The organism is Gordonia rhizosphera NBRC 16068 (assembly GCF_000298195.1).
Lineage (GTDB): Bacteria > Actinomycetota > Actinomycetes > Mycobacteriales > Mycobacteriaceae > Gordonia > Gordonia rhizosphera.
The window spans coordinates 61,499-81,022 of the sequence record NZ_BAHC01000115.1; the positions used below are offsets into that span (position 1 = coordinate 61,499).

Annotated in this window: 17 protein-coding genes; 8 read left to right on the top strand and 9 right to left on the bottom strand. The window is 66.5% G+C overall.

Features of this window, described 5'->3' with window-relative positions; all coding sequences use genetic code 11:
* Nucleotides 1–73 precede the first annotated feature (73 nt).
* Nucleotides 74–1,105 carry a helix-turn-helix transcriptional regulator gene (locus tag GORHZ_RS13085; protein WP_051998867.1) on the top strand — a complete coding sequence of 344 codons (1,032 nt, stop codon included), beginning with the start codon at nucleotides 74–76 and terminating at the stop codon, nucleotides 1,103–1,105.
* Here GORHZ_RS13085 and GORHZ_RS13090 read toward each other — a convergent pair.
* Genes GORHZ_RS13090 through GORHZ_RS13100 form a run of 3 tightly spaced genes read right to left on the bottom strand, consistent with a single transcriptional unit; the run spans nucleotide 1,080 to nucleotide 3,656 of the window.
* Entirely contained in the window at nucleotides 1,080–1,376 is a 297-nt protein-coding gene (locus tag GORHZ_RS13090) for an EthD family reductase (protein WP_006333742.1), read from the bottom strand. The genes GORHZ_RS13085 and GORHZ_RS13090 overlap by 26 nt on opposite strands.
* Nucleotides 1,377–1,417: 41 nt before the next feature.
* The gene (locus tag GORHZ_RS13095; protein ID WP_040531786.1) at nucleotides 1,418–2,434 is read right to left on the bottom strand and encodes an NADH:ubiquinone reductase (Na(+)-transporting) subunit F; all 1,017 of its coding nucleotides are present in this window, start codon (nucleotides 2,432–2,434) and stop codon (nucleotides 1,418–1,420) included.
* A gap of 43 nt (nucleotides 2,435–2,477) precedes the next feature.
* Nucleotides 2,478–3,656: a cytochrome P450 gene (locus tag GORHZ_RS13100; protein WP_051998876.1), complete on the bottom strand. Its 1,179-nt coding sequence runs from the start codon at nucleotides 3,654–3,656 to the stop codon at nucleotides 2,478–2,480.
* A 174-nt stretch (nucleotides 3,657–3,830) separates the two neighbouring features.
* On the opposite strand from GORHZ_RS13100, the gene GORHZ_RS13105 reads away from it, so the two are divergent.
* Nucleotides 3,831–4,877, top strand: a complete 1,047-nt coding sequence (locus GORHZ_RS13105) for a helix-turn-helix transcriptional regulator (RefSeq protein ID WP_006333745.1) — start codon at nucleotides 3,831–3,833, stop codon at nucleotides 4,875–4,877.
* Here GORHZ_RS13105 and GORHZ_RS30555 read toward each other — a convergent pair.
* Both GORHZ_RS30555 and GORHZ_RS13110 read right to left on the bottom strand, forming a co-directional pair.
* Nucleotides 4,854–5,012, bottom strand: a complete 159-nt coding sequence (locus GORHZ_RS30555) for a DUF8730 family Cys-rich protein (protein WP_085948706.1) — start codon at nucleotides 5,010–5,012, stop codon at nucleotides 4,854–4,856. The genes GORHZ_RS13105 and GORHZ_RS30555 overlap by 24 nt on opposite strands.
* A 358-nt stretch (nucleotides 5,013–5,370) precedes the next feature.
* Nucleotides 5,371–6,015, bottom strand: a complete 645-nt coding sequence (locus tag GORHZ_RS13110; protein ID WP_006333746.1) for a TetR/AcrR family transcriptional regulator — start codon at nucleotides 6,013–6,015, stop codon at nucleotides 5,371–5,373.
* A gap of 274 nt (nucleotides 6,016–6,289) precedes the next feature.
* Between GORHZ_RS13110 and GORHZ_RS13115 the strand changes: the two genes are divergently transcribed.
* On the top strand, nucleotides 6,290–7,813 hold the full coding sequence (locus GORHZ_RS13115; RefSeq protein ID WP_245551411.1) for an AMP-binding protein: 1,524 nt from the start codon (nucleotides 6,290–6,292) through the stop codon (nucleotides 7,811–7,813).
* 29 nt (nucleotides 7,814–7,842) lie between these two features.
* Entirely contained in the window at nucleotides 7,843–8,874 is a 1,032-nt protein-coding gene (locus GORHZ_RS13120) for an alpha/beta fold hydrolase (protein WP_217998324.1), read from the top strand.
* Nucleotides 8,875–9,126: 252 nt separating this feature from the next.
* On the opposite strand, the gene GORHZ_RS13125 is transcribed toward GORHZ_RS13120, so the two are convergent.
* Both GORHZ_RS13125 and GORHZ_RS30840 read right to left on the bottom strand, forming a co-directional pair.
* Nucleotides 9,127–10,260 (bottom strand): alpha/beta fold hydrolase, encoded by a 1,134-nt coding sequence (locus GORHZ_RS13125; protein ID WP_006333749.1) that lies wholly within the window; start codon nucleotides 10,258–10,260, stop codon nucleotides 9,127–9,129.
* The gene (locus tag GORHZ_RS30840; RefSeq protein ID WP_006333750.1) at nucleotides 10,257–10,547 is read right to left on the bottom strand and encodes a hypothetical protein; all 291 of its coding nucleotides are present in this window, start codon (nucleotides 10,545–10,547) and stop codon (nucleotides 10,257–10,259) included. The genes GORHZ_RS13125 and GORHZ_RS30840 overlap by 4 nt, the downstream gene beginning before the upstream one ends.
* A gap of 257 nt (nucleotides 10,548–10,804) precedes the next feature.
* On the opposite strand from GORHZ_RS30840, the gene msrB reads away from it, so the two are divergent.
* Nucleotides 10,805–11,296 (top strand): peptide-methionine (R)-S-oxide reductase MsrB, encoded by a 492-nt coding sequence (msrB, locus tag GORHZ_RS13135; RefSeq protein ID WP_040531795.1) that lies wholly within the window; start codon nucleotides 10,805–10,807, stop codon nucleotides 11,294–11,296.
* Entirely contained in the window at nucleotides 11,293–11,841 is a 549-nt protein-coding gene (gene msrA, locus GORHZ_RS13140) for a peptide-methionine (S)-S-oxide reductase MsrA (protein ID WP_006333752.1), read from the top strand. The genes msrB and msrA overlap by 4 nt, the downstream gene beginning before the upstream one ends.
* Nucleotides 11,842–11,895: 54 nt before the next feature.
* Here the strand turns inward: msrA and GORHZ_RS13145 are convergent, their stop codons facing one another.
* The gene (locus tag GORHZ_RS13145) at nucleotides 11,896–13,179 is read right to left on the bottom strand and encodes a lipase family protein (protein ID WP_006333753.1); all 1,284 of its coding nucleotides are present in this window, start codon (nucleotides 13,177–13,179) and stop codon (nucleotides 11,896–11,898) included.
* Nucleotides 13,180–13,350: 171 nt separating this feature from the next.
* On the opposite strand from GORHZ_RS13145, the gene GORHZ_RS13150 reads away from it, so the two are divergent.
* Nucleotides 13,351–14,793: a hydroxysqualene dehydroxylase gene (locus GORHZ_RS13150; protein WP_006333754.1), complete on the top strand. Its 1,443-nt coding sequence runs from the start codon at nucleotides 13,351–13,353 to the stop codon at nucleotides 14,791–14,793.
* Here GORHZ_RS13150 and GORHZ_RS13155 read toward each other — a convergent pair.
* A complete protein-coding gene (locus GORHZ_RS13155) occupies nucleotides 14,718–15,794 on the bottom strand; it encodes an NADH:flavin oxidoreductase (protein ID WP_006333755.1) in 1,077 nt (358 codons plus the stop codon). The two genes, GORHZ_RS13150 and GORHZ_RS13155, sit on opposite strands and share 76 nt — an antisense overlap.
* A 222-nt stretch (nucleotides 15,795–16,016) precedes the next feature.
* Here GORHZ_RS13155 and GORHZ_RS13160 point away from each other — a divergent pair, with 222 nt between their 5' ends.
* A complete protein-coding gene (locus tag GORHZ_RS13160; protein ID WP_006333756.1) occupies nucleotides 16,017–19,442 on the top strand; it encodes a serine/threonine-protein kinase in 3,426 nt (1,141 codons plus the stop codon).
* Nucleotides 19,443–19,524 lie beyond the last annotated feature (82 nt).

Sequence of the window (19,524 nt, forward strand, 5' to 3'; positions counted from 1 at the left end):
GGTGGATCTCGGTATATCGTGGCGGCCACGTCCCTGTGACGTAGAACACTAAGAGCTTGAGGTGTGGCCGACCATGACCGAGAACGAACAGTCACATGACTCTCCGCGAACCGAGCCGGAGACTGCTGCTGTTGTCGCGCTCCGGACATCCGAGCTGGATGTCGACGAGGGGCGCAGCGAATGGCGGAGCACTCTGGGGCATCTGTATGCGGAGATGGATGTGGCGTGGCCGGAGAGCCGCAGCGGACTGGACGCCGAGTGGGGTGGGCGACCACTCGGCGACCTGCACATCAGCACGATCCGCTGCGACGCACAGACCGTGGTCCGCAGTCCGGAGATGATCCGGTCCGACGCGAGCGCGGACTACCTGGTCTGCCTCGTCACCGGCGGACATGTCGAAGTCCGCCAATCCGGACGAACCGCACAACTCGAACGTGGCTCCTTCGCCTTGCTCGATCTCGGGGCACCCTTCGTCTTTCATTCTCGTGCGACCTTCGGGCAGGTCGTCGTCCGGATACCGGGGAGCGCGATGGCGGCGCGGCTGCCGGGTGCGTACTCGCATCTCGCGACCGGCCGATCGTTCGGTCCGGCCACCGGGGCCTCGGCCATCGTCGGCCGGCTGCTGACCGACCTGGCGGCGACCCCGGTGTCCGCTGCGGCGGCATCGTCTTTCTCGTTGTCGGCGATCGAGATGCTGTCGGCGACGATTATCGACGACGCACGGGAGGATGCCGAGGCCGAGTCGTTCCACGCCCAGGACCTCGCGCGCATCAAACGCGTGATCGGAGAGAACCTGCACGACGCGGAACTGACCCTCTCGGATGTCGCGAGCATGAGCGGTATGTCGTTGCGCAACGTGCAGAAGCTGGTCAAGACGACCGGACGTACTCCGAGCGCATGGCTGTACGAGGCCCGGGTCGAGCGTGCGAAGTCGTTGCTGCTGACCACGGACCTGTCGGTCGCGACGATCAGCGAGCAGGTGGGGTTCCGGGACGTGTCCCATTTCGGCCGGGTGTTCCGCCGCTTGGCGGGCATCAGTCCGGGGCGGTTTCGCGCCCCGAACCACGCCCTGCCGCCGGCTATGCCGCCGAGAACAGCAGGGTGATGCCGCCGGTGGCGAAATTCGCCACATCGGCCGCGGCCGCCTGTCCGGGTCCTGACGCCAACGCCTGTCCCGCCTGTTCTTTCGACTCGAATGCCAACTGCGCCAGTGCGTAGGCCGCGGGTGGATTGCCGTCGAGCGGGTCGCATTTGGCCATCGTGAACTGCTGGACGTCCGGGATCGCGTCCACCAGTGGGCGGTGCTTGGCCGCGTAGTAGTCGTCAAAAGCCTCCGGATCGGACGGCTGGTTGTAGACGATGGTGACCAGGTACATGGTGTGCTTCTCCTGTTTCGGGGGTCTCGGGTAGCTCGGTCTCAGAGGGGTTTCGCGGCGACGGTGAATTCCTCGCGGAAGATCTTCCGTGGCGCCATACGGCGGCGTTTGAGGGATTTGACCGCTGCCTCGACCATCGCCGGCGGACCGCACAGGTAAGCGCTCATTCCCTTGCACGAGGTGAAGTCGGCGACGACGACGTCGGTCACCATGCCGGTCGCACCCTCCCATGCTTCTTCGCTCAGTGCCGGTCGGTAGTGGAAGTTGTTGTGCTGCTGGGATAATTCGGTGAAGTACTCCACGTCGTACAGGTCTTCCTGCCGTCGTCCGCCGTGATACAGGAACAGTTCCGGCACGAGAGCGTGCTCGAGGGCGTGACGCACGATCGACTTCAACGGAGCAAGCCCCGTGCCACCGCCGATCAGTATCGCCGGTTCGGTCTGCTCGTGGACGAGGTTGAACTGCCCCAGCGGTCCGCGCAGGGAGATGGCATCCCCGACCTTCAGCGACGAGAAGATCCATCCGTCGGTGGCCAGGCCGCCCGGGGTCAGTTTGACGTGGAACTCCAGTTGGCGGGCGTCGCAGGGTGGACTGGCCATCGAGTACTGGCGGCCCACAGTCGTTCCGGGAATGAGCAATTCGCAGTACTGGCCGGCGTTGAAGGTCAGATCGTCGTCGAGTTCGACGACGAGGCGCCGGGTGTTAGCGGCGATGTCCGCCAGTTCGGTCACCGTTGCGGTGTAGTCCCGCAACGGGTGATGCGGGACACCGTCGTCGACGACGCCGAGGGTCTCCACGATCAGATCCGATCTCGGGGTCGCCATGCAGCCCAACGCCAGTCCGTCGGCGCGCTCGGCGGTGGTCAGCGTGTACTCGGGGGATGCCCCGTGGTCGACCTCCCCGCGCAGCACCTTGAGCTTGCAGGTTCCGCAGGTGCCCTGCGTGCAGGAGTGCGGCATCCATGCGTTCGCGCGAAGTGCGGCGTCGAGGATCGACTGGCCTTCTGCGACATGCAGCTTCGTGTCCGTGCCGATCGTGACCCGGTGTGTGTCGGGCATGATGTCCTCACCGAGATTGTCCGATGTGATCGCGACCGTCACCTCACACCTCCCAGGTGACGTTGAGCGCCTTGGGTCCCCGGAACCCCCAGCCCCAGAAGTTCACCTCGTGGGCCGGGTCCAGTTCGATGTTCGGGATCGTCTCGAACAGTTCCTCCAGCGCGATCCGGACCACCGCGCTCGCGAAATATGTTCCGGCGCAAGCGTGGACACCGCCACCGAAGGTCAGATTGGGGATGACCGGACGATCCAGATCGTAGGTGGTCGGTGCGTCGTAGGCGTTCTCGTCGTTGTTGGCCGATCCGTAGGAGAGCATCACCAGCGAACCTTCTCCCAGGGTGACCCCGCCGACGGTGACCTCACTGGTGGCCACCTTGACCGCGGCCGACCAGATCGGCGCCACCCATCGCATACCCTCGCCGACCGCCCGTGGAATGAGTGTCGGATCATCGATCACACGCTCGAGTTGCTCAGGGCGGCTGAACAACCCGGCCAGCGTCGTGCCCATGGCGTGCCCGGGCTCCTGCATCGCACCCAACAGGAACACATACAGATTGGGGTAGATCACGTCACGGCTGCGGGTCTGTCCTTCGGGCATGCCGTCGTGCAACCAGTGGGAGATCGCGGTGTGGTCGGGGTGGGTGATCCAGTGGTCGATCTTGGGGTCGACATGCGCGATGATCTCCGCCTTTGCCTCGTCACCGGGGATGAATCCGTCCGGGTTGGCGAACTCGCCGTCGGGGGTCATGTCCGCATTGGTGAACGAGACGCTGAGCTTGTGGAACCACTCGCGGAGCTTGTCGGTGCTCACGTCGTCGAGCCCGAGGAGGTCGCCGAGGGCGCGGACACTGACCGGTTCGAAGTACTCGGCGACGATGTCGGCGGCTCCGTTGTCCTCGATCGCGGCGAGCCGTTCGCGGGCGAACGGGCGCACCAGAGGATCAATGTACTTGTCGACCGCCGACGGCTGCAGATGCGGCTCGACCATCCCGCGCAGCTCGGTGTGCTCGGGTCCATTGGTGTTCAGGATCGCGCCGTGCCCGAAGGTGCGGCCACCAGCGGGGGAGATGACGGCCGGCCAATGGGCCGAGTCCTTCGCGATCTCCAAGCAGAGATCCCGGGTGGACACGATGTGTAAGCCGAGCTGCGGGACGAAGGCAACCGGTGCCTCCCTGCGTAGCCGCTCGTAGAAGGGATGAGGGTCGGCTTCGAGCTCCTCCATCGTGACGTCTGCGATCCAGCTGGGCGTGAGCGGTTGCGTGGTGGTCACCGTGATACCTCCGTCGTGATATCCGAAACAGTCGGCGTGTGGGACGGGGACCGTTCGAAGATGCCGTCGCCGTGTGTGGCGATCCCGTGTGATCTGGAACACTATGGGCGGAGACGAGGTGATTGAATGACCGAGAGTGCACCGATGGTTGACCCCGAGTGCACCGCGCGCAGCAACGGTGCGGTAGCGCTGAGCACGCGTGACCTGACGTCGGCGGAGGGCCGCGCGCTGTGGGCGGAGACGTTGGACTCGACGTATTGCGAGATGGCCGTCGACTGGCCGGCGACCCAGTCGTCGTTCGGCGCCGACATCATCGCGCGGCCGGTGGGGGACCTCTCGCTGAGCATGGTGCGGGCCGACCCGCATGCGGTGGTCCGTACCGCGGCGATGATCGAGTCCGACCCCGGCGACGATTACCTGCTGTGTCTCATCACCAAGGGGTCGGCGACGATCTCGCAGGGAACCCATGAGGCCGTGCTGTGCGACGGCGCGTTCGGGTTCGTCGACTCGTCGCGCCCGTTCATCGTCAACGGGGTCACGCCCTTCGAACAGATCGTGCTGCGCACACCGCGCGCGCTCGTCTCCTCCCGAATCGGGCAGACGGTGCTCCAGGACGCAGTCGGACAATCTATCTCGGGTGGCTCCGGTGTGGGACGCGTGGCGTCGAATCTGCTGGTGGATCTCGCCACCCACGACGACTTCTGCGCCGGCTCACTGTTCGCGGTGTCGTCCGCGGTGCTCGACGTGGTGTCCGCGGCGGTCAATCACCAGGTCGACGCCATCTCGCTTACCGACCGTGCGCACGCCGACGATCTGCGCACCGTGCAGCAGGTGATGCTGCGTGACATCGGTGAACCCGACCGCAGGATCGCCGATGTCGGGGCCGAGCTCGGGATGTCGGTGCGCTACATCCACAAGCTGTTCAGCGCCGCCGGAACCACGCCGCGGGCGTGGCTCTACGCACGGCGCTTCGATCGGGCCCGGAATTTGCTACTGCACTCCGATCTCGGTGTTGTCGAGATCGGAGTGCAGTTGGGTTTTCGGGACGCCTCGCACTTCAGCCGGGCTTTCAGCCGGCATTGCGGGTCCAGCCCCAGCCGGTTTCGGGTCGAGAACCGGCCGGGCGGCAGTCCTGTGCGAGGTCAGAGGTCAGCGGCCGCCGAACAGGCGTGACAGGAAGCCCGGCTCACCTTGATGGCCGGCGCACCGCTGCGACTTGGGCACCCCGCGCATCACCTGGTCGACGTGCTGGCCGCAGCCGCGCCAGGTGGTCTTTCCGCACTTACGACAGGTGGCTTGCTGACACATGGTTACTCCTCCTGGCCATGTCGATCGGGCAAAGACGCGGTGTCCATGTCCGGATCGGCTACGGCGTTCATCAAACATTGGGTCGAGCGGCACGTGGCGACAAGAGCATCTCCACCTGCTTGCGCCCACCACACTACATACCCCAGGGGGTATTTGCCAAGGGGTCAAAATGTTGCTTGGACCACAATGACTCGGTTAGGCCAATAGTCAGACGTCGACGTCGCCGTAACCCCGGCTTCGCTCCCACCATTCCGCCGTGCGACCTTCGGCGAGACCTTTCGCGCTTCGTCCATCCACGGCGCTACATCCTGGCTTGGGAGAAGCAGTAGACATACGTAGAGGGAACTGGAGTACATTCCTAGTCTGGGTCGGGTGTTTCCGGTGGGTCGGGATACAGTGTCGCGCAGATGATGTCGGTGAGGGTTCGGGCGATGTCATCCTCGTCCGGCGGTCGCGGAGTGGAAAAGCTCTGGTAGATGTATCGCTCGGTGAGCCAGGTCAGGGCCGACGCCGTCTCGCGCGGATGCACCGCGCGGACCGTGCCGGCGTCGACGCCGCGTTTGATCACCGTCGCCAAATTCTCGATCCCGATGTCGAACAATTGTCGATAGCGTGTGCCGACACCCTCGTCGTAGGCGGCCATCTCGACGATGGCGGCGATCAAGACCCGGTGCCGCCGATGCGCCGCGACCATTCCCGACATGGCGGCGAACACCTTGTCGCGGTCATAGCGGTCGGCGACCTCCCACCACGACCGGGCCGGATCGGCGAGTTCGGCGAAGATCTTCTCGCCAAGGCGTCGAAGCAGGTCGCCCTTGTCTTCGAAGTAGACATAGAACGTCGGGCGGGAGATGCCGGCCTCGACCGCGAGTCGCTCCACGCTCACCTCGGTGAATGACTCGCCGGCAGCCATCAGTCGGCCCGTCGCGGCGAGGAGCGACGCCTCGATCGCGGCGCGTCGCTCGGCGCGCGAAGCCTGCTGTTTGCGCGTGATGGTTGCCATCGCGTCCTCCTTCCCGAATCTCTCCGGCCAGGATCGCAGTCTATTCCGAGCGCCGCGGTGCTATTGACTTTAACAGTGTGTCTAGACGTATCATCAAGGAGTCGCGTACCCCGATCCACCGTGCCTCGGCAATCAATCGACGCGACCGCAATTCCATCTCTCGCACAATCGAATTCGCCGTTTCACTCAGGAGGCAGATGTGACCCCTGGTCAGCTGATACGACCCGTAGCGACAACACGGATGATGCGCACCGCGCACGCCGCGAGAACGCTCATGAAAGCGAACACGGTGCTGCCCGAGCGACCGGACCGACTTCCGCGGGCGCTGCTGGCCACCGCCACATACGGGACCGGGATGCTCGGCGCGGTGGCCGCCTCGGTGGCGCGGTATCCACAGGCGACCGCAATCGTGTCGCCGACGCATTCGATCACTTATCGCGAGCTCTGGACCGGCTCGGCCGCGGTGGCCGGGGCAATGGCCGCCGATGCCGGCATCGGGTCCGACAGCCGGATCGGCATTCTGTGCCGGAATTCCCCCACCTTTGTGATCGCTCTGCTCGCCGGTGCTCGACTCGGTGCTGACCTCGTCTTCCTGAACACCGGCCACGGTCCGGAACAGCTCAGCGACACCATTCGGGGTGAGTCGCTCGACTTCGTGCTCTACGACTCCGAGTTTGCCGATGCGCTGGGGGGCCGCCCGGGTTTGGACAGCGAGGCGATCGCCGCCATCGTCAGCGACCCGGCTCAGCGGCGGAGCCTCCCGCGTCCGAAGAAGGCGAGCCGCTTGGTCGTGCTGACCTCGGGCACGACCGGCCGGCCCAAGGGCGCCGCCCGCGGATCCGACGGTCAGTCCGCCGACGGCGCGCTGGCCCTCCTGGACCGGATTCCCCTGCGCGCCCGAGATTCCATGGTCGTCCCGGCACCGTTCTTCCATGCGTGGGGACTGGCGAATCTGATGATCGGCCTGGGCTTGTCGTCGACGATCATCACCAGTCCCGATTTCGATGCCGCGGCCACTCTCGACTTCGTCGCGCAGCACCGGGCCCGCACCCTCGCTGTAGTGCCGACCATGCTCGCCCGGATCTGCGCGCTGCCGCCGGAACGCCTCGCGGCGGCCGATGTCGACTCACTGCAGATCATTGCGGCGAGTGGGTCCGCGATGCCAGGTCGGCTGGCGCGGGAAGTGCTCGACCGGTTCGGTCCAGTGCTCTACAACATCTACGGCTCCACCGAGGTGGCCGCCGCAACCATCGCCACACCCGCCGACTTGCGCAAGGCACCGACCACCGCCGGACGCCCGGCCGCCGGTGTCCGGGTCGAGATTCTCGACGCCGAGGGTGTCCGTGTCACGGACTCGACCGTCGGCCGCGTGTTCGTCGGGAGCGGGGCACGATTCGACGGTTATACCGACGGTGGCACCAAAGAAGCCATCGACGGCCTGTTGTCCTCCGGCGACCGGGGACACTTCGACGAATCCGGCCGATTGTTCATCGACGGCCGAGAGGATGACATGATCGTCTCCGGCGGTGAGAACGTCTACCCCCGCGAGGTGGAGGAATTACTCAACCACCACAAGGACATTCACGAGGCCATCGTTGTCGGCGTGGCCGACCCTAACTTCGGTCAGGCGCTGAAGGCGTTCGTCGTGTGCCGGCCGGGCACGACACTCGACACCGACGAGGTGAAGAAGTACGTCACCGCTCGGTTGGCACGGTTCAAGGTGCCGCGAACCATCGAGTTCCTCGACGATCTGCCGCGAACCGCGACAGGCAAAGTACTCCGACGAGAGCTGGTGTGATCATGACGACCGATCAACAGAGTCCTGCTGTGACCGAACAGCTGATCCGAGCGGTCTTGCCGGCCGCCAATTCGCGGTCATTCAGCGTCGCTGTCGAAGCGGGTATCCGCTACGAAGCATTATGGCGACGAGTTCTCGAGGCCGAAGCCGGCATCGCAACGGCCCTGGTGGGCAAGAAGACTCGCAGCGAGCAGCGTCGTCGGAAGGAACACGATGACGCACGCGGCCTGCGCCCGATGGTCGCGGTTGCGCCCGGGACGACCGGTCGTGGTACGCCGGCGGTGCACTGGCACGAGGGTGGCCGCGGACCGGCGCTGCTGCTGCTCAACGGTTGGACGGCCAGCGGACTCGTCTGGCCGCTGTCGTGGGTGGCCGAACTGGAAAAGAGTTACCGCGTGATCCGTATCGACAACCGCGGTACCGGCTGGTCACGGTGCGCGCCGGCGCCCTTCACGATGGCCGATCTCGCCGACGACGCTGCCGATGTGCTGCGGGCGTGCGGTGTCGAGGGGGCCACCGTGCTGGGTCTGTCGATGGGAGGCATGATCGCCCAGGAGTTGGCGATGCGCCATCCCGACCTCGTCGACCAACTCATCCTCGTCGGCACCCGGCCGCCCGGACCCGCACAGATCGATTCCGATCCCACGTTGCTCCTCGGCGCGCTGCGTCCCCCGGCCGACGGGCAGGACACGCGTGAGTACATCGCCGAGATGTGGACGACGTTCGCGTGTCCGGACTTCGGCCCCGAGCACCCCGACGTGATCGACGAGTTGGTCACCCAGATCGCGCGGCGGGTGACACCGCGTCAGCGGGTGCTCGACCAGGTGCGTGCCATCGCCGGATGGCACGGTCCGGAGCGGCTCGCCAACCTGGCCATGCCCACCACCGTGGTGCACGGCACCGAGGATCCGCTGATGGCGGTCGGCAACGGGATGAAGCTCTCCCGCCTCATTCCCGACGCCCGCTACGTCGAGTTGGTCGGCGTCGGGCATCTGGTGCCCTACGAGGACGGAGACGCGTTGTTGACGATCGTGCGATCAGGACGCTCTCGTACGTCCTGATCCAAATTCCAGAACTGTCAGGAGCTGGCAGAGCATGACCGCAGCAGAAGCATCTGTCGGCTCCGAAATCGCCACCGCCCGGTGGTCCGGGGCGCGGACAGATGCGGACGCGGCGTGCAAACCTTGAGACGTTGATCGTCGGAAGGTTCGCACGCCGCGTTCGTTTGTCGGGTGGACACCACTCGGGAAACCCGGGGACCTTGCCGCATAAACCTCAACTATGTAGGTGAATGAGGTGCGGGTCGCCCCGCGTCAGCTCGGAGAACTCTCAGCCGCGGTGGAGGACATGCCAGACGCGCCCGTGCGATCGCCGGCGAACCATGCGCACATCTTGGGCACCCCGTGCTTGACTGCCGCGCGGCCGTGAAGCAGCCCCACATGCCCGGTGTCGAACTCGAGGGCCTCGACCTCGGCCCCGGAGAGCAGTCCCGGCAACGCGCGGCTGGCCGCGGTCGGAACGAGCTTGTCCCGCGTCCCGGTCATGATCAGGATCGGCATCGTCAACGAGGCAAGTTCGACGGTGCGGCCGGCGAAGGTGACCTTGCCGTTGGCCAACTCGCCGTCTCGGAGGAACTGTTCCTGGATCTGGCGCATCGTCGCACCCGGGAACGGGATGTTTCCCGTCGACCAGCCCACGATGGCCTGATGAGCGTGCAGCGCGCGCCGGTCGCGGAAACTGTGCCAGAGCGAGTTGTAGGTCGCGATATCGCCCGCGGGCTGGACCAATTTGAATCCGGCGAGCAGAGTGTCAGGCGGCACGTTCCCGGTGACGTCGACCAGGTCGTCGACGTCGACCCGGCCGTTCGCCAGCATCCGCACGGCCGGTCCCAGCTCCTTGAAATCCACCGGGGTGGCCAGCAGCAGCATCGACGCGATCGGCAGCTCCGGATGGGCCGCGGCGGTCAGCAACGCCAAGACACCTCCGAGGCAGTAGCCGAACAGCGCGACCTCCGAACTCTCGGAGACCTCGATGCACCGCGCGATCGCACGCGGGAGGTACTCGTCGCTGTAGGTCTCGAGCGTGTTGGCCGACTCGACGGCGTCAGGAATGCCCCAGTCGAGCAGATAGACGTCGTGGCCCTGTTCCACCAGCGCGCGCACCAGGCTGTGGCGCGGCGTCAGGTCGAAGACCGTGGGCCTGGTCACCAGGCTCATCACCAGCAGCACCGGGGTGGTGTGGCGACGCTGGTCAGGTGCGTACCGGAACAGCTGCGCCTTGTCGCGACTCCAGACGAGCTCGGCCGGCGTGGTGGCCACAGCCGCCTCCTCGACGCCACTGAAGTGCAGTAGCGCATTCCGGACGTATCCACCGGCCGAGTCGAGACCCGCCCCGATCTCGCGGATCCGTTCTTCGACGTCCCCGACGACGGGCAGGGAGACCTTCATCGCTGCTGCTCCGCGAGAACGTCGTTGACGCGGTTGTCGAGTGCGCGGACCGTGCGTTCCAGGGAGGCGACCTGCGTCAGGATCCGGTTGATGTCGCTGGCCGCAGGCAAGTTGAGAGCGTGCATGATCCGGCGGGAACCGCGCTCGACGGTTCGGCTGAACGTGCCACCGGCCCGCTGCGCGAGGCCGAGACCGATCTCGACACCCTCGTTCTCCACAATCGATTCCAGGATCGGGGTGGCGAGGTGTTCGATGCGCTGGACCAACGCCTGTGTCGGTAGGGACATCGTGGGGACTCCTTGCTGGGGGTGACGCGCGACTCGGGGTGTACCGCACGAAGTATTTAGTTATACAAAGTAGTTTCGGTGATTGGTGCTCAGCAAGTGGTTCTGAAGTCAGATTCATCACACGTGTATGCGGGCGGCGTGCAAAATGCGGGGATCAGAACGCGGCGGTCGGGACCAAATTCCGGATGGTGGTTGTTGTGCATGGTGTCGCCGCAGCCAGCGACGCCAGAAGGAGCACTGTGACCAACCAGCATCGCATGACACCCGAGTACCGCAAGACCACCGAGGCGCTGAACCACCTCACCGACGCGCAGTATCGCGTCACCCAACGGGACGGCACCGAGCCGGCCTTCCACAACGAGTACTGGGACAACCACGAGCCCGGCATCTACGTCGATGTCGTCTCCGGACAACCCCTCTTCTCCTCGACCGACAAGTACGACAGCGGAACCGGATGGCCGAGCTTCACCAAGCCGATCGGCGACGACGCGGTGACCACCAAGTCCGATCGCACCCTGTGGATGCGCCGCACCGAGGTGCGGTCGTCGGGCGCGGACAGTCACCTCGGTCACGTCTTCGACGACGGTCCGCGGGCGGCCGGAGGCCAGCGGTACTGCATGAATTCGGCCGCACTGCGGTTCATCCCGGTCGCCGACCTCGAGAAGGAGGGCTACGGCGACTACCTCGAGCTGTTCGAGCAATCCGCCGACACCGCCGACCCGACCACCACAGGCAAGGACGCATCATGACCAACGACACCGGCCAGATCACCCTCCGCCCCGGCACCGAGACGGCGGTCCTCGCGGGCGGCTGTTTCTGGGGTGTGGAAGACCTCATCCGTCGCCAGCCGGGTGTCCTCGACACCCGGGTGGGATACACCGGCGGGAGCAACGACCACGCCACCTACCGCAACCATCCCGGTCATGCCGAGGCGGTCGAGATCGTGTTCGACCCGACGCAGACGACCTACCGCGACATCCTGGCGTTCTTCTTCCAGATCCACGATCCGACCACCCGCAACCGGCAGGGGAACGACGTCGGGACGAGCTATCGGTCGGCGATCTTCCCACTGACTCCGGAACAGGAGCAGGTTGCGCGGGACACCATCGCCGACGTCGACGCGTCGGGGCTGTGGCCGGGCAAGGCGGTCACGACCATCGAGCCCGCCGGACCGTTCTGGGAGGCCGAGCCCGAGCACCAGGACTACCTGCAGCGGTTTCCCGCCGGCTACACCTGCCACTTCCCGCGGGCGGGGTGGGTGCTGCCGAAGCGGGATGAGGCGACGACCCGCTGATCGCTCGATGACGCGGCGCCCATCTCTCCAGAAGGGATGGGCGCCGATTCGGCGTCACGGCATCGGTGTCGGCGCGAGACTGTTGCCCGCCGGGATCGACGCGCAGTTGCTGCGGGTCGGAGCGTTGGCGAAACGTTCCGCGAGGTACGCGAACGCCTCTGGCTCGAAAGCCGCGAACGCCTGCGTGTGGGTGAGTCCGTTGTACTGGGCGTACGTGACATCGACACCACGGGTGCAGTATTCGTGCGCCAGGCCGACGACGTCGTCGGTGACCATGAGGGTGTCGCCGATGGCGTCGGAGTGGCCGACGGCGAGCAGCAGCGGTGCGCGGGGCGTGCCCTGACTGCCCATGATGTTGTCGTTGACCACCCGGACCACCGACCCGACGTCGAGCAGGCCGGTGTACGGTGCCTTGACCATGTCGGCGCTGGTGAGTCCCGGGAAGCTTCCTGCGAATTGCGAAATGCATTGGGAGCTAACCTGATTGGCCGCCTGCTGACCGCGGGCCGACAGGAACTGGCTGGTGTCCAGGGCATAGGTGCGTTGGTAGGCGACGACGAGTGCGGGGATCACGCCGGCCCACTCGGCGCTGCCGTCGATGTAGGAGAGGTTGTGGGCGGGATCGACCGGTAGGCCCCCGGCCGCCGCGCCGACGATGTTGAGTTCTGGCGCGTATTTCGGTGCGATCTCGGCACCCCACTGGGTCGGGATGGAGCCACCGGAGTATCCGGCGAGGCCTACCGGTGTGGTCCGCGGCAAAGTCAGGAAGTGCTGGGCCGCGCGCACACCGTCGAGCGCGGCGTTCCCGGACTGGCGGCCTATGGACCATTCGAGTTCCTCGCCCTCGTAGTCGGGGACGACCACGGTGTAGCCGGCGGCGAGGTAGCCGGCGATGACACCCTGCTCGGCGAGAGCGGTCCGGCCGGCATAACCGCCGCTCAGCGTGTACGAGGGATCACATTGAGAACTGAGGGCGTCGTAGGCGGTGTGGTAGGAGATCAGCCTCGTCGGACCCGGGATCAATGGCCGCAGGACCGTCGCCACGGTTGCGACACCTCTGCCGGACTGGTCGGTGGTCCGATACAGCACCTGGTGGCCGGTGATGGGCGTGGTCAGCGACGGTGTCCGGAACGTCATCGGCCGGGAACGCAGCACGCTACCCGGCGCGACATCGGCGAGTGAACCGCTGTACCGGTAGAACGGGTCGGCGGATGGCAGCGGCGATCGGAGTCCCGGATGGGCCAGGGCGACAGGAGGTATCGACAGCATCGCTGGACCGAGGAGGATGCCGAGAACAAACACGGCGCGCAAGACCAGGGACTGGGCGGGGTGCGGCATGGCGATATTCAAACACCGGTGCGGCCTTGCGTGTGGGCTCGTCGGCGGCGCGGGTGTGTCTGCCCGCGGGCGCCGGAAGCCACCGGGATCTGCTCCGCGGTTCGTGCCGGGTCGGCGTCGGGGTTCTCGATCGGCCGCGCGTCGGTCAGCGCTGACCGCTAATCTCGTCGCATGCATTGCGTGGTCGTGGGTGGGGGACTGGCCGGGCTGGCCTCGGCGGTATGGCTGGCAGAAGCCGGACAGCAGGTGACGTTGCTCGAACGTCGCGGCTCGCTCGGCGGGCGGACGATCGCGATGCCGCTGACGGCGGTCGACGATGTGCCCGACAACGGCCAGCACGTCTTCGCGAGCGGGTACGAGCATCTGATGCGCTACCTGGACAGTGTTGGAACCCGCGAGCATGTCGCCTTCCCCGGGCACATGACGATGCGGATGCCCGGCGGTGCGACTCGGGAATCGTCGTTCGGCGGCCTCACCGGCCTGCGCACCGCACTCGGTGACCTACCCGGTGTGACCGGTCTGGACCGCCTCCGCACGGCACGTGCCCAGGCGACGCTGATCCGGCAGGCACTACGGCAGCCCGGGTGGCTCGACGACATCACCGCCGACGAGTGGTTCCGGCGTATCGGCATGCCACAGTCGGCACGTGATGCGCTGTGGGATGGCATTGTGATCGGGCTGACCGGCGACAAACCCGACATCTCGTCGGCGAAGGTGCCGGCCGATCTCCTCGTGACCGGCATCCGGCGCGCGCGGGCGACCCGGACCCCGGTTTCGATCGGCTACCCCACCGTCGACCTCGACACGTTGTTCATCGACGGCGCGCAGAAGGCGTTCGCGGATCTGGGTGTGCAGGTACGACATCGGGCGGTGGTGCGCTCGATCGACGTGGCCGACGACGCGGTCATCGGGGTGACCCTCGCCGATGGTGAACGCATCGCCGCGGATGCTGTGGTCTGTGCAGTCCCGGTCTGGAATGTCAGGGGTTTGCTCGATCAGGTTCCCGGCCACGAGCAGATCTATGCCGCGGTCGAGCAGTTGACCCCGGTGCCGATCGTGAGTGTGAACCTGTACCTCGACCGCTCGATCGGCATGACCGACTGGGGCGAGATCCTCTACGGCGGCGAGGGCGTGCTGGAACAGGTGTGGGATCGGCAGCGCATGCACGGCCGCGACGCGTCGCGCAACCACTTCTACTCGACGACGGTGTCGGCCGCCTACGAGCTCACCGGAAAGTCGAACGCCGAGATCACCGACATTCAGATGGCGATGCTGCGCCGCTATTACCCGGAGGCCTCGCACGCCGAGGTGGTCCACAGCCACGTCGTGCGGATGCCGAGGTCGACGTTCGCGCAGCGACCGGGGACCGCGGGGATCCGACCCGATCAGCGGACCGCGGTACGCGGCCTGGCGCTGGCGGGCGACTGGACCCGCACCGACTGGACGACGACGATGGAGGGTGCCTGTCAGAGTGCGGCGCGCGCCGTCGACGTGATCCTCGAGCACGCCAAGCAGCCCGTCCGACTCCGACTGCGTGCTCAGGCGACGAAGTCGTCCCAGTTCGTGGACAGATACTCCAGGAAGCGCGGACCCACCGACTCGGCGACGAGATGATCGGCGGGCACCGGATGCGGCACGGACCGGTAGGTCGGATCGGCGATGACCTGCCGCGCGAAATCGTGGTGCAGGATGCCGGCGGTCCCGACGAGGACGAAATCGGCACCGCGCTGCAGGCATTCGCGCGCACCCGCGGCATCGAGGATCTTGCCCGCGACACCGACGCGGGTGCTGCCACGGGGCAGGTCCATGAAGTAGTCGATCAGACGCCGGTCACGATGATCCTCGTCGTGGGGCTCCTTGAATGCATCCCACAGCGACAGGTCCAGGTAGTCCAACTGACCGTCGGCGAGGACCTCGCCCGCCAGGGCACGCGCCTCGTCGAGCACGATCCCGTACCGCTCGGGCGACAGACGCAGCCCGAGCTGAAGGTTCTCGGAGGTGGCGGCACGGACTCCGGCGATGATCTCGTGGATGATTCGGAACCGGTTCTCCCGTGAGCCGCCGTACCGGTCGGTGCGGCGGTTGTTGCGGGCATCGAGGAATTGAGTCAGCAGGTAACCGTGCGCGCCGTGGATTTCGACGCCGTCGAAACCGGCCGTTTCGGCACGGACCGCGGCCGCGACGAAGTCTCCGATGACCTGTTCGACCTCGGAGGTGGTCAGGGCCGTGGCGCCCTTCGCCGCGTCGTCGAACGGCGCGACCACCGGCCGGTCCGACAGTTGGGAGTCGGCCCGCCGTCCACCGTGCTGCAGCTGGACCGACGACACGGTGCCGGCCGCACGAAGGCCGTCGGCGAGTCGGGTGAGACCTGGGAGGTGCGTGTCGTCGAAGATGCCGAGTTGGCCGGGGAAGGACTGACCGGCCCGGCTCACATGCGCCGCACACGTCATGACCAGACCGAATCCGCCCTCGGCACGGCGCATCAGCCATCGGTACTCGTCGTCGTTCAGCGTGCCGTCGGGGTTGCTTTGCAGGTTGGTCATCGGGGCCAGCGCGACACGGTTGGACCACTGCGGTCCGTGGGTCAACTGCAGCGGTGTGGATAGGTCGGGCATGTGTCGATACACCTCACGGGTTCGGCGACGGATCTCCCATCGTGTCTATCACCAGCCCCGCAGGCCTCGTCATCGAGGTCTGGTGCGCTCCACCTGCGGGTGTCCGTGCGCGCGGCGAGCCGGGCGAAGTCCGTCGCTCGATCCCCGACGTGACAGGGCGGAATGAGGTTAGGCTGGAATTCGGGCACTCGAGACGTCATCGGGTGTGATCGAGGTAGCCATATGGTCGATTACGATCCGCAGGCAACGCAACGGGATGTCGTTCCCGACATCGCCGGCGAACTCGTCGCGGCCGGTTTCACCGATCCGGCCCTGATCGGTCACGGCGGGTTCGGCGTCGTGTACCGGTGTACCCAACCTGCGCTCGACCGCGAGGTGGCGGTGAAGGTGCTCACCGATCACCTCGACGAGGCGAATCTGGAACGGTTCGTCCGGGAACAACGCGCGATGGGTCGCCTGTCCGGGCACCCGAACATCGTGAACATCCTCGAGGCGGGCGGTACGCCGGGCGGACACCCGTTCATCGTGATGCAGTATCACCCGCACGACTCGCTCGACGCGCGAATCCGCAAGACCGGCCCTCTCGACTGGCGCGAGGTGCTGACGTTGGGCATCAAGATCGCCGGCGCGCTGGAGACCGCACACCGGTCCGGGACGCTGCACCGCGACGTCAAGCCGGGCAACATCCTGTTCACCGAGTACGGCGAACCGCAACTCACCGACTTCGGCATCGCCCGCATCTCCGGCGGATTCGAGACCGGCTCGGACATCGTCACCGGGTCACCGGCATTCACTGCCCCCGAACTGCTCAGCGGATCGGACCCCTCGGTGGCCTCCGACATCTACGGCCTGGGCGCGACCCTGTTCTGCGCACTGACCGGGCACGCGGCCTTCGAACGGCGCAGCGGCGAACAGGTGGTGGCACATTTCCTGCGCGTCGCCAACGAGCCGGTGCCCGACCTGCGTGAGGCGGGAATTCCGGCACCGATGTCGCAGGCCGTCGAGTGGGCGATGGCACGCGAACCCGAGGACCGCCCATCGTCGGTCGCCGAGTACGGCCAGCACTTGCGCGAGGTGCAACGGCGATTGGGTCTCGGCGTGGACGACATGGCCCTGCCCATCGCACCCACCGAGACGCCGGTCACCAGCGGACCGGGGCGGCGCATCCGGCCCGGTTTCACGACGGCACCACCCACACCGTCGACGAAGTTCCGCCCACCGTTGCGCCCGCGCGCCCAGGTACCCCGGGCGCGGCTGATGGAGATCCTCCGATCCGGTGAGCGTAGGCGGCTCACCCTGATCCACGCGCCCGCGGGCTACGGCAAAACCACCGTCGCCACCCAGTGGGGCGAGGAACTGACGAACAACGGCGTCCTGGTCGGATGGCTGACCGTCGACGACGACGACAACAACGTCGCACGGTTCCTGGCCAACCTGGTGGAGGCGATCGGCCGCGCCAGTCCCGCGGTCGTCGACGAACTGGCCGAGGTGATCGAGGAGCACGGCGCGAAGGCCGAACAATACGTGCTGACCTCGTTGATCAACGAGATCCACGAGCGTGGTCAGCAAGTCGCGGTCATCATCGACGACTGGCATCGCGTCACCGACCCGGCGGCAATCGCAGCGATGGGCTTCCTTCTCGAACACGGGTGCCATCACCTGCAGGTCATCATCACCAGCCGGTCGCGATCGGGACTTCCGATCAGTCGCATGCGCGTCTCGGACGAACTCGTCGAGATCGACATCGCCGGGCTGTGCTTCGATGCGGCTGAGGCGCGGTCATTCCTCCTCGACATCGCGAAGCTCGACCTCCGCTCCGAGGATGTGAACGACCTCTGGAACTCCACCGATGGTTGGGTGGCCGCGCTACAACTCGCCTGCCTCTCGTTGCGGAACTCGGATGCGCCCGCAGAGCTGATCAGCCATATCTCCGGTCGGCATCACGCGATCGGTGACTTCCTGGCGGAGAACGTCCTGGGTTCCCTCGAACCGGATATGCTCCACTTTCTCCTCACCATCTCGGTGCCGGAACGGATCTGCGCGGGGCTGGCCTCCGCGCTCAGCGGTCGGCCCCGCGGTCAGGCACTCCTCGAGGAGGTCGAGTCGAGGGACCTGTTCCTGCGCAGAGTCGACCAGGACGGGGACTGGTTCCGCTTCCACCCACTGTTCCTGGAGTTCCTGCGGCGCCGGCTGGAACGGAACGAGCCCGAGTCGCTTCCGTCGCTGCATCGCGTCGCGTCGGAGTGGTTCACCCAGCACGGAATGCTCGTCGATGCGGTCAACCACGCCCTGGCCGCCGGTGATGCCGGGCGCGCGATCGAACTCGTCGAGATGGACGGGCGCGCACTGATCGAACATTCGCAGTTGGCCATGCTGCTGAGCCTCGTCGAGAAACTCCCACCCGGCGCGGTGGTGTCCAGTCCGCGGGTGCAGCTACTCGTTGCCTGGACCAACATGCTGCTGCATCGTCTCGACGCCACGCGCACCGCGCTCAACCGGGCCGGTCGGGCCCTCGCCGAAATGCCGCACTCCGACGAGGTCGCCGATCTGCGGACCGAGGCGCAGGTCGTGGAGGCATGTCGGCGGGCGACCGGCGACGAGGTCGAGGGAGTCGACGAGTTGATTGCCGGATGTCTGGCTCACGCGGACACCTTGCCGCCCTTCGTGGTTTCCGCAGCCGCGAACGTGGCCACGATCAGCGCGACATTCCGCTCGGACTACAGCGCCGCCCACCGGTGGCAGCGATGGGCGGCCCCGTACCACAAGCAGAACGCGGGTCCCTACGCCGTGATGTACGGCCATGCCCTCGACGGTCTCGCGGCGGTCGGACAACTGGACCTCGACCGCGCCGAAGATTGTTTCCGCGCAGCTCTGGCCGTGTCCACGGAAACCGGGGCCGTGCATTCCCAACATGCGCGACTGGCCTGTGCCCTTCTCGCCGAGCTGCTCTATGAACGCGGGCACCTCGACGAGGCAACGCACCTCCTCGACGAGAGCTTCCATCTCGAAGCCGAGGAAGGTGTCATCGACATGATCAAGGCGCGCTACATCGTCGGTGCCCGCCTGGCCGTTCTACGCGGAAACGACGTGGCAGGCGCGCAGTACCTCGATGACGCCGCCGACATCGCCGAGCGTCTCGGGTCGCGGCGACTACGCGGTTTCGTCGAGATCGAGCAGGTGATCCTCGGACTTCCGGCGCGCCGAACTGTGCAACCGCGGGTCGACTTCACCCATCGGAGCCACACGACAACCGGGATCGAATCGGTGGTGGCGCAGCTCGACGAAGAGGTCGCGATCCGGTTGCTGCTCGAGGACCCGCACGATGAAGACGACATCGACACCGCGTGCCGGTGGGCGCAGGAATGGGTCGACGGACTCGCCGACACCGGGCGGGACCGGGCATGGGTTCGGGCCGAGCGCCTGCTCGCGATCTGCTTGAGGGTCGCGGGCCGTGACGATGAAGCGAAACACCATGCGCGGTCGGTGCTCGCGCGATGCGCCGCGGCCGGTATGGTTCGCTACCCTCTCGACGGTGGCGACGAGTTCCGGGCGCTTACCGAACAGATCCGCGACGACGCCCTCGCATCTGGTCGCGGCGAGGCCGTGCCCGGATTGAGCCTCGAGTTTCTGGACAAGGTCTGCGAGTAAGGCCGACGATCACGCGCGCCGAGTTGGTGAACGCGCACGTCGCGACATGCGCGTGACCGTGACGGGTGCGCGCGGAACTCGG

Coding starts and splice junctions, on each gene's coding strand:
- GORHZ_RS13085 (WP_051998867.1), top strand. CDS start 74: ATGACCGAGAACGAACAGTCACATGACTCTCCGCGAACCGAGCCGGAG.
- GORHZ_RS13090 (WP_006333742.1), bottom strand. CDS start 1,376: ATGTACCTGGTCACCATCGTCTACAACCAGCCGTCCGATCCGGAGGCT.
- GORHZ_RS13095 (WP_040531786.1), bottom strand. CDS start 2,434: ATGCCCGACACACACCGGGTCACGATCGGCACGGACACGAAGCTGCAT.
- GORHZ_RS13100 (WP_051998876.1), bottom strand. CDS start 3,656: ATGGAGGAGCTCGAAGCCGACCCTCATCCCTTCTACGAGCGGCTACGC.
- GORHZ_RS13105 (WP_006333745.1), top strand. CDS start 3,831: ATGACCGAGAGTGCACCGATGGTTGACCCCGAGTGCACCGCGCGCAGC.
- GORHZ_RS30555 (WP_085948706.1), bottom strand. CDS start 5,012: ATGTGTCAGCAAGCCACCTGTCGTAAGTGCGGAAAGACCACCTGGCGC.
- GORHZ_RS13110 (WP_006333746.1), bottom strand. CDS start 6,015: ATGGCAACCATCACGCGCAAACAGCAGGCTTCGCGCGCCGAGCGACGC.
- GORHZ_RS13115 (WP_245551411.1), top strand. CDS start 6,290: ATGAAAGCGAACACGGTGCTGCCCGAGCGACCGGACCGACTTCCGCGG.
- GORHZ_RS13125 (WP_006333749.1), bottom strand. CDS start 10,260: ATGAAGGTCTCCCTGCCCGTCGTCGGGGACGTCGAAGAACGGATCCGC.
- GORHZ_RS30840 (WP_006333750.1), bottom strand. CDS start 10,547: ATGTCCCTACCGACACAGGCGTTGGTCCAGCGCATCGAACACCTCGCC.
- msrB (WP_040531795.1), top strand. CDS start 10,805: ATGACACCCGAGTACCGCAAGACCACCGAGGCGCTGAACCACCTCACC.
- msrA (WP_006333752.1), top strand. CDS start 11,293: ATGACCAACGACACCGGCCAGATCACCCTCCGCCCCGGCACCGAGACG.
- GORHZ_RS13145 (WP_006333753.1), bottom strand. CDS start 13,179: ATGCCGCACCCCGCCCAGTCCCTGGTCTTGCGCGCCGTGTTTGTTCTC.
- GORHZ_RS13150 (WP_006333754.1), top strand. CDS start 13,351: ATGCATTGCGTGGTCGTGGGTGGGGGACTGGCCGGGCTGGCCTCGGCG.
- GORHZ_RS13155 (WP_006333755.1), bottom strand. CDS start 15,794: ATGCCCGACCTATCCACACCGCTGCAGTTGACCCACGGACCGCAGTGG.
- GORHZ_RS13160 (WP_006333756.1), top strand. CDS start 16,017: ATGGTCGATTACGATCCGCAGGCAACGCAACGGGATGTCGTTCCCGAC.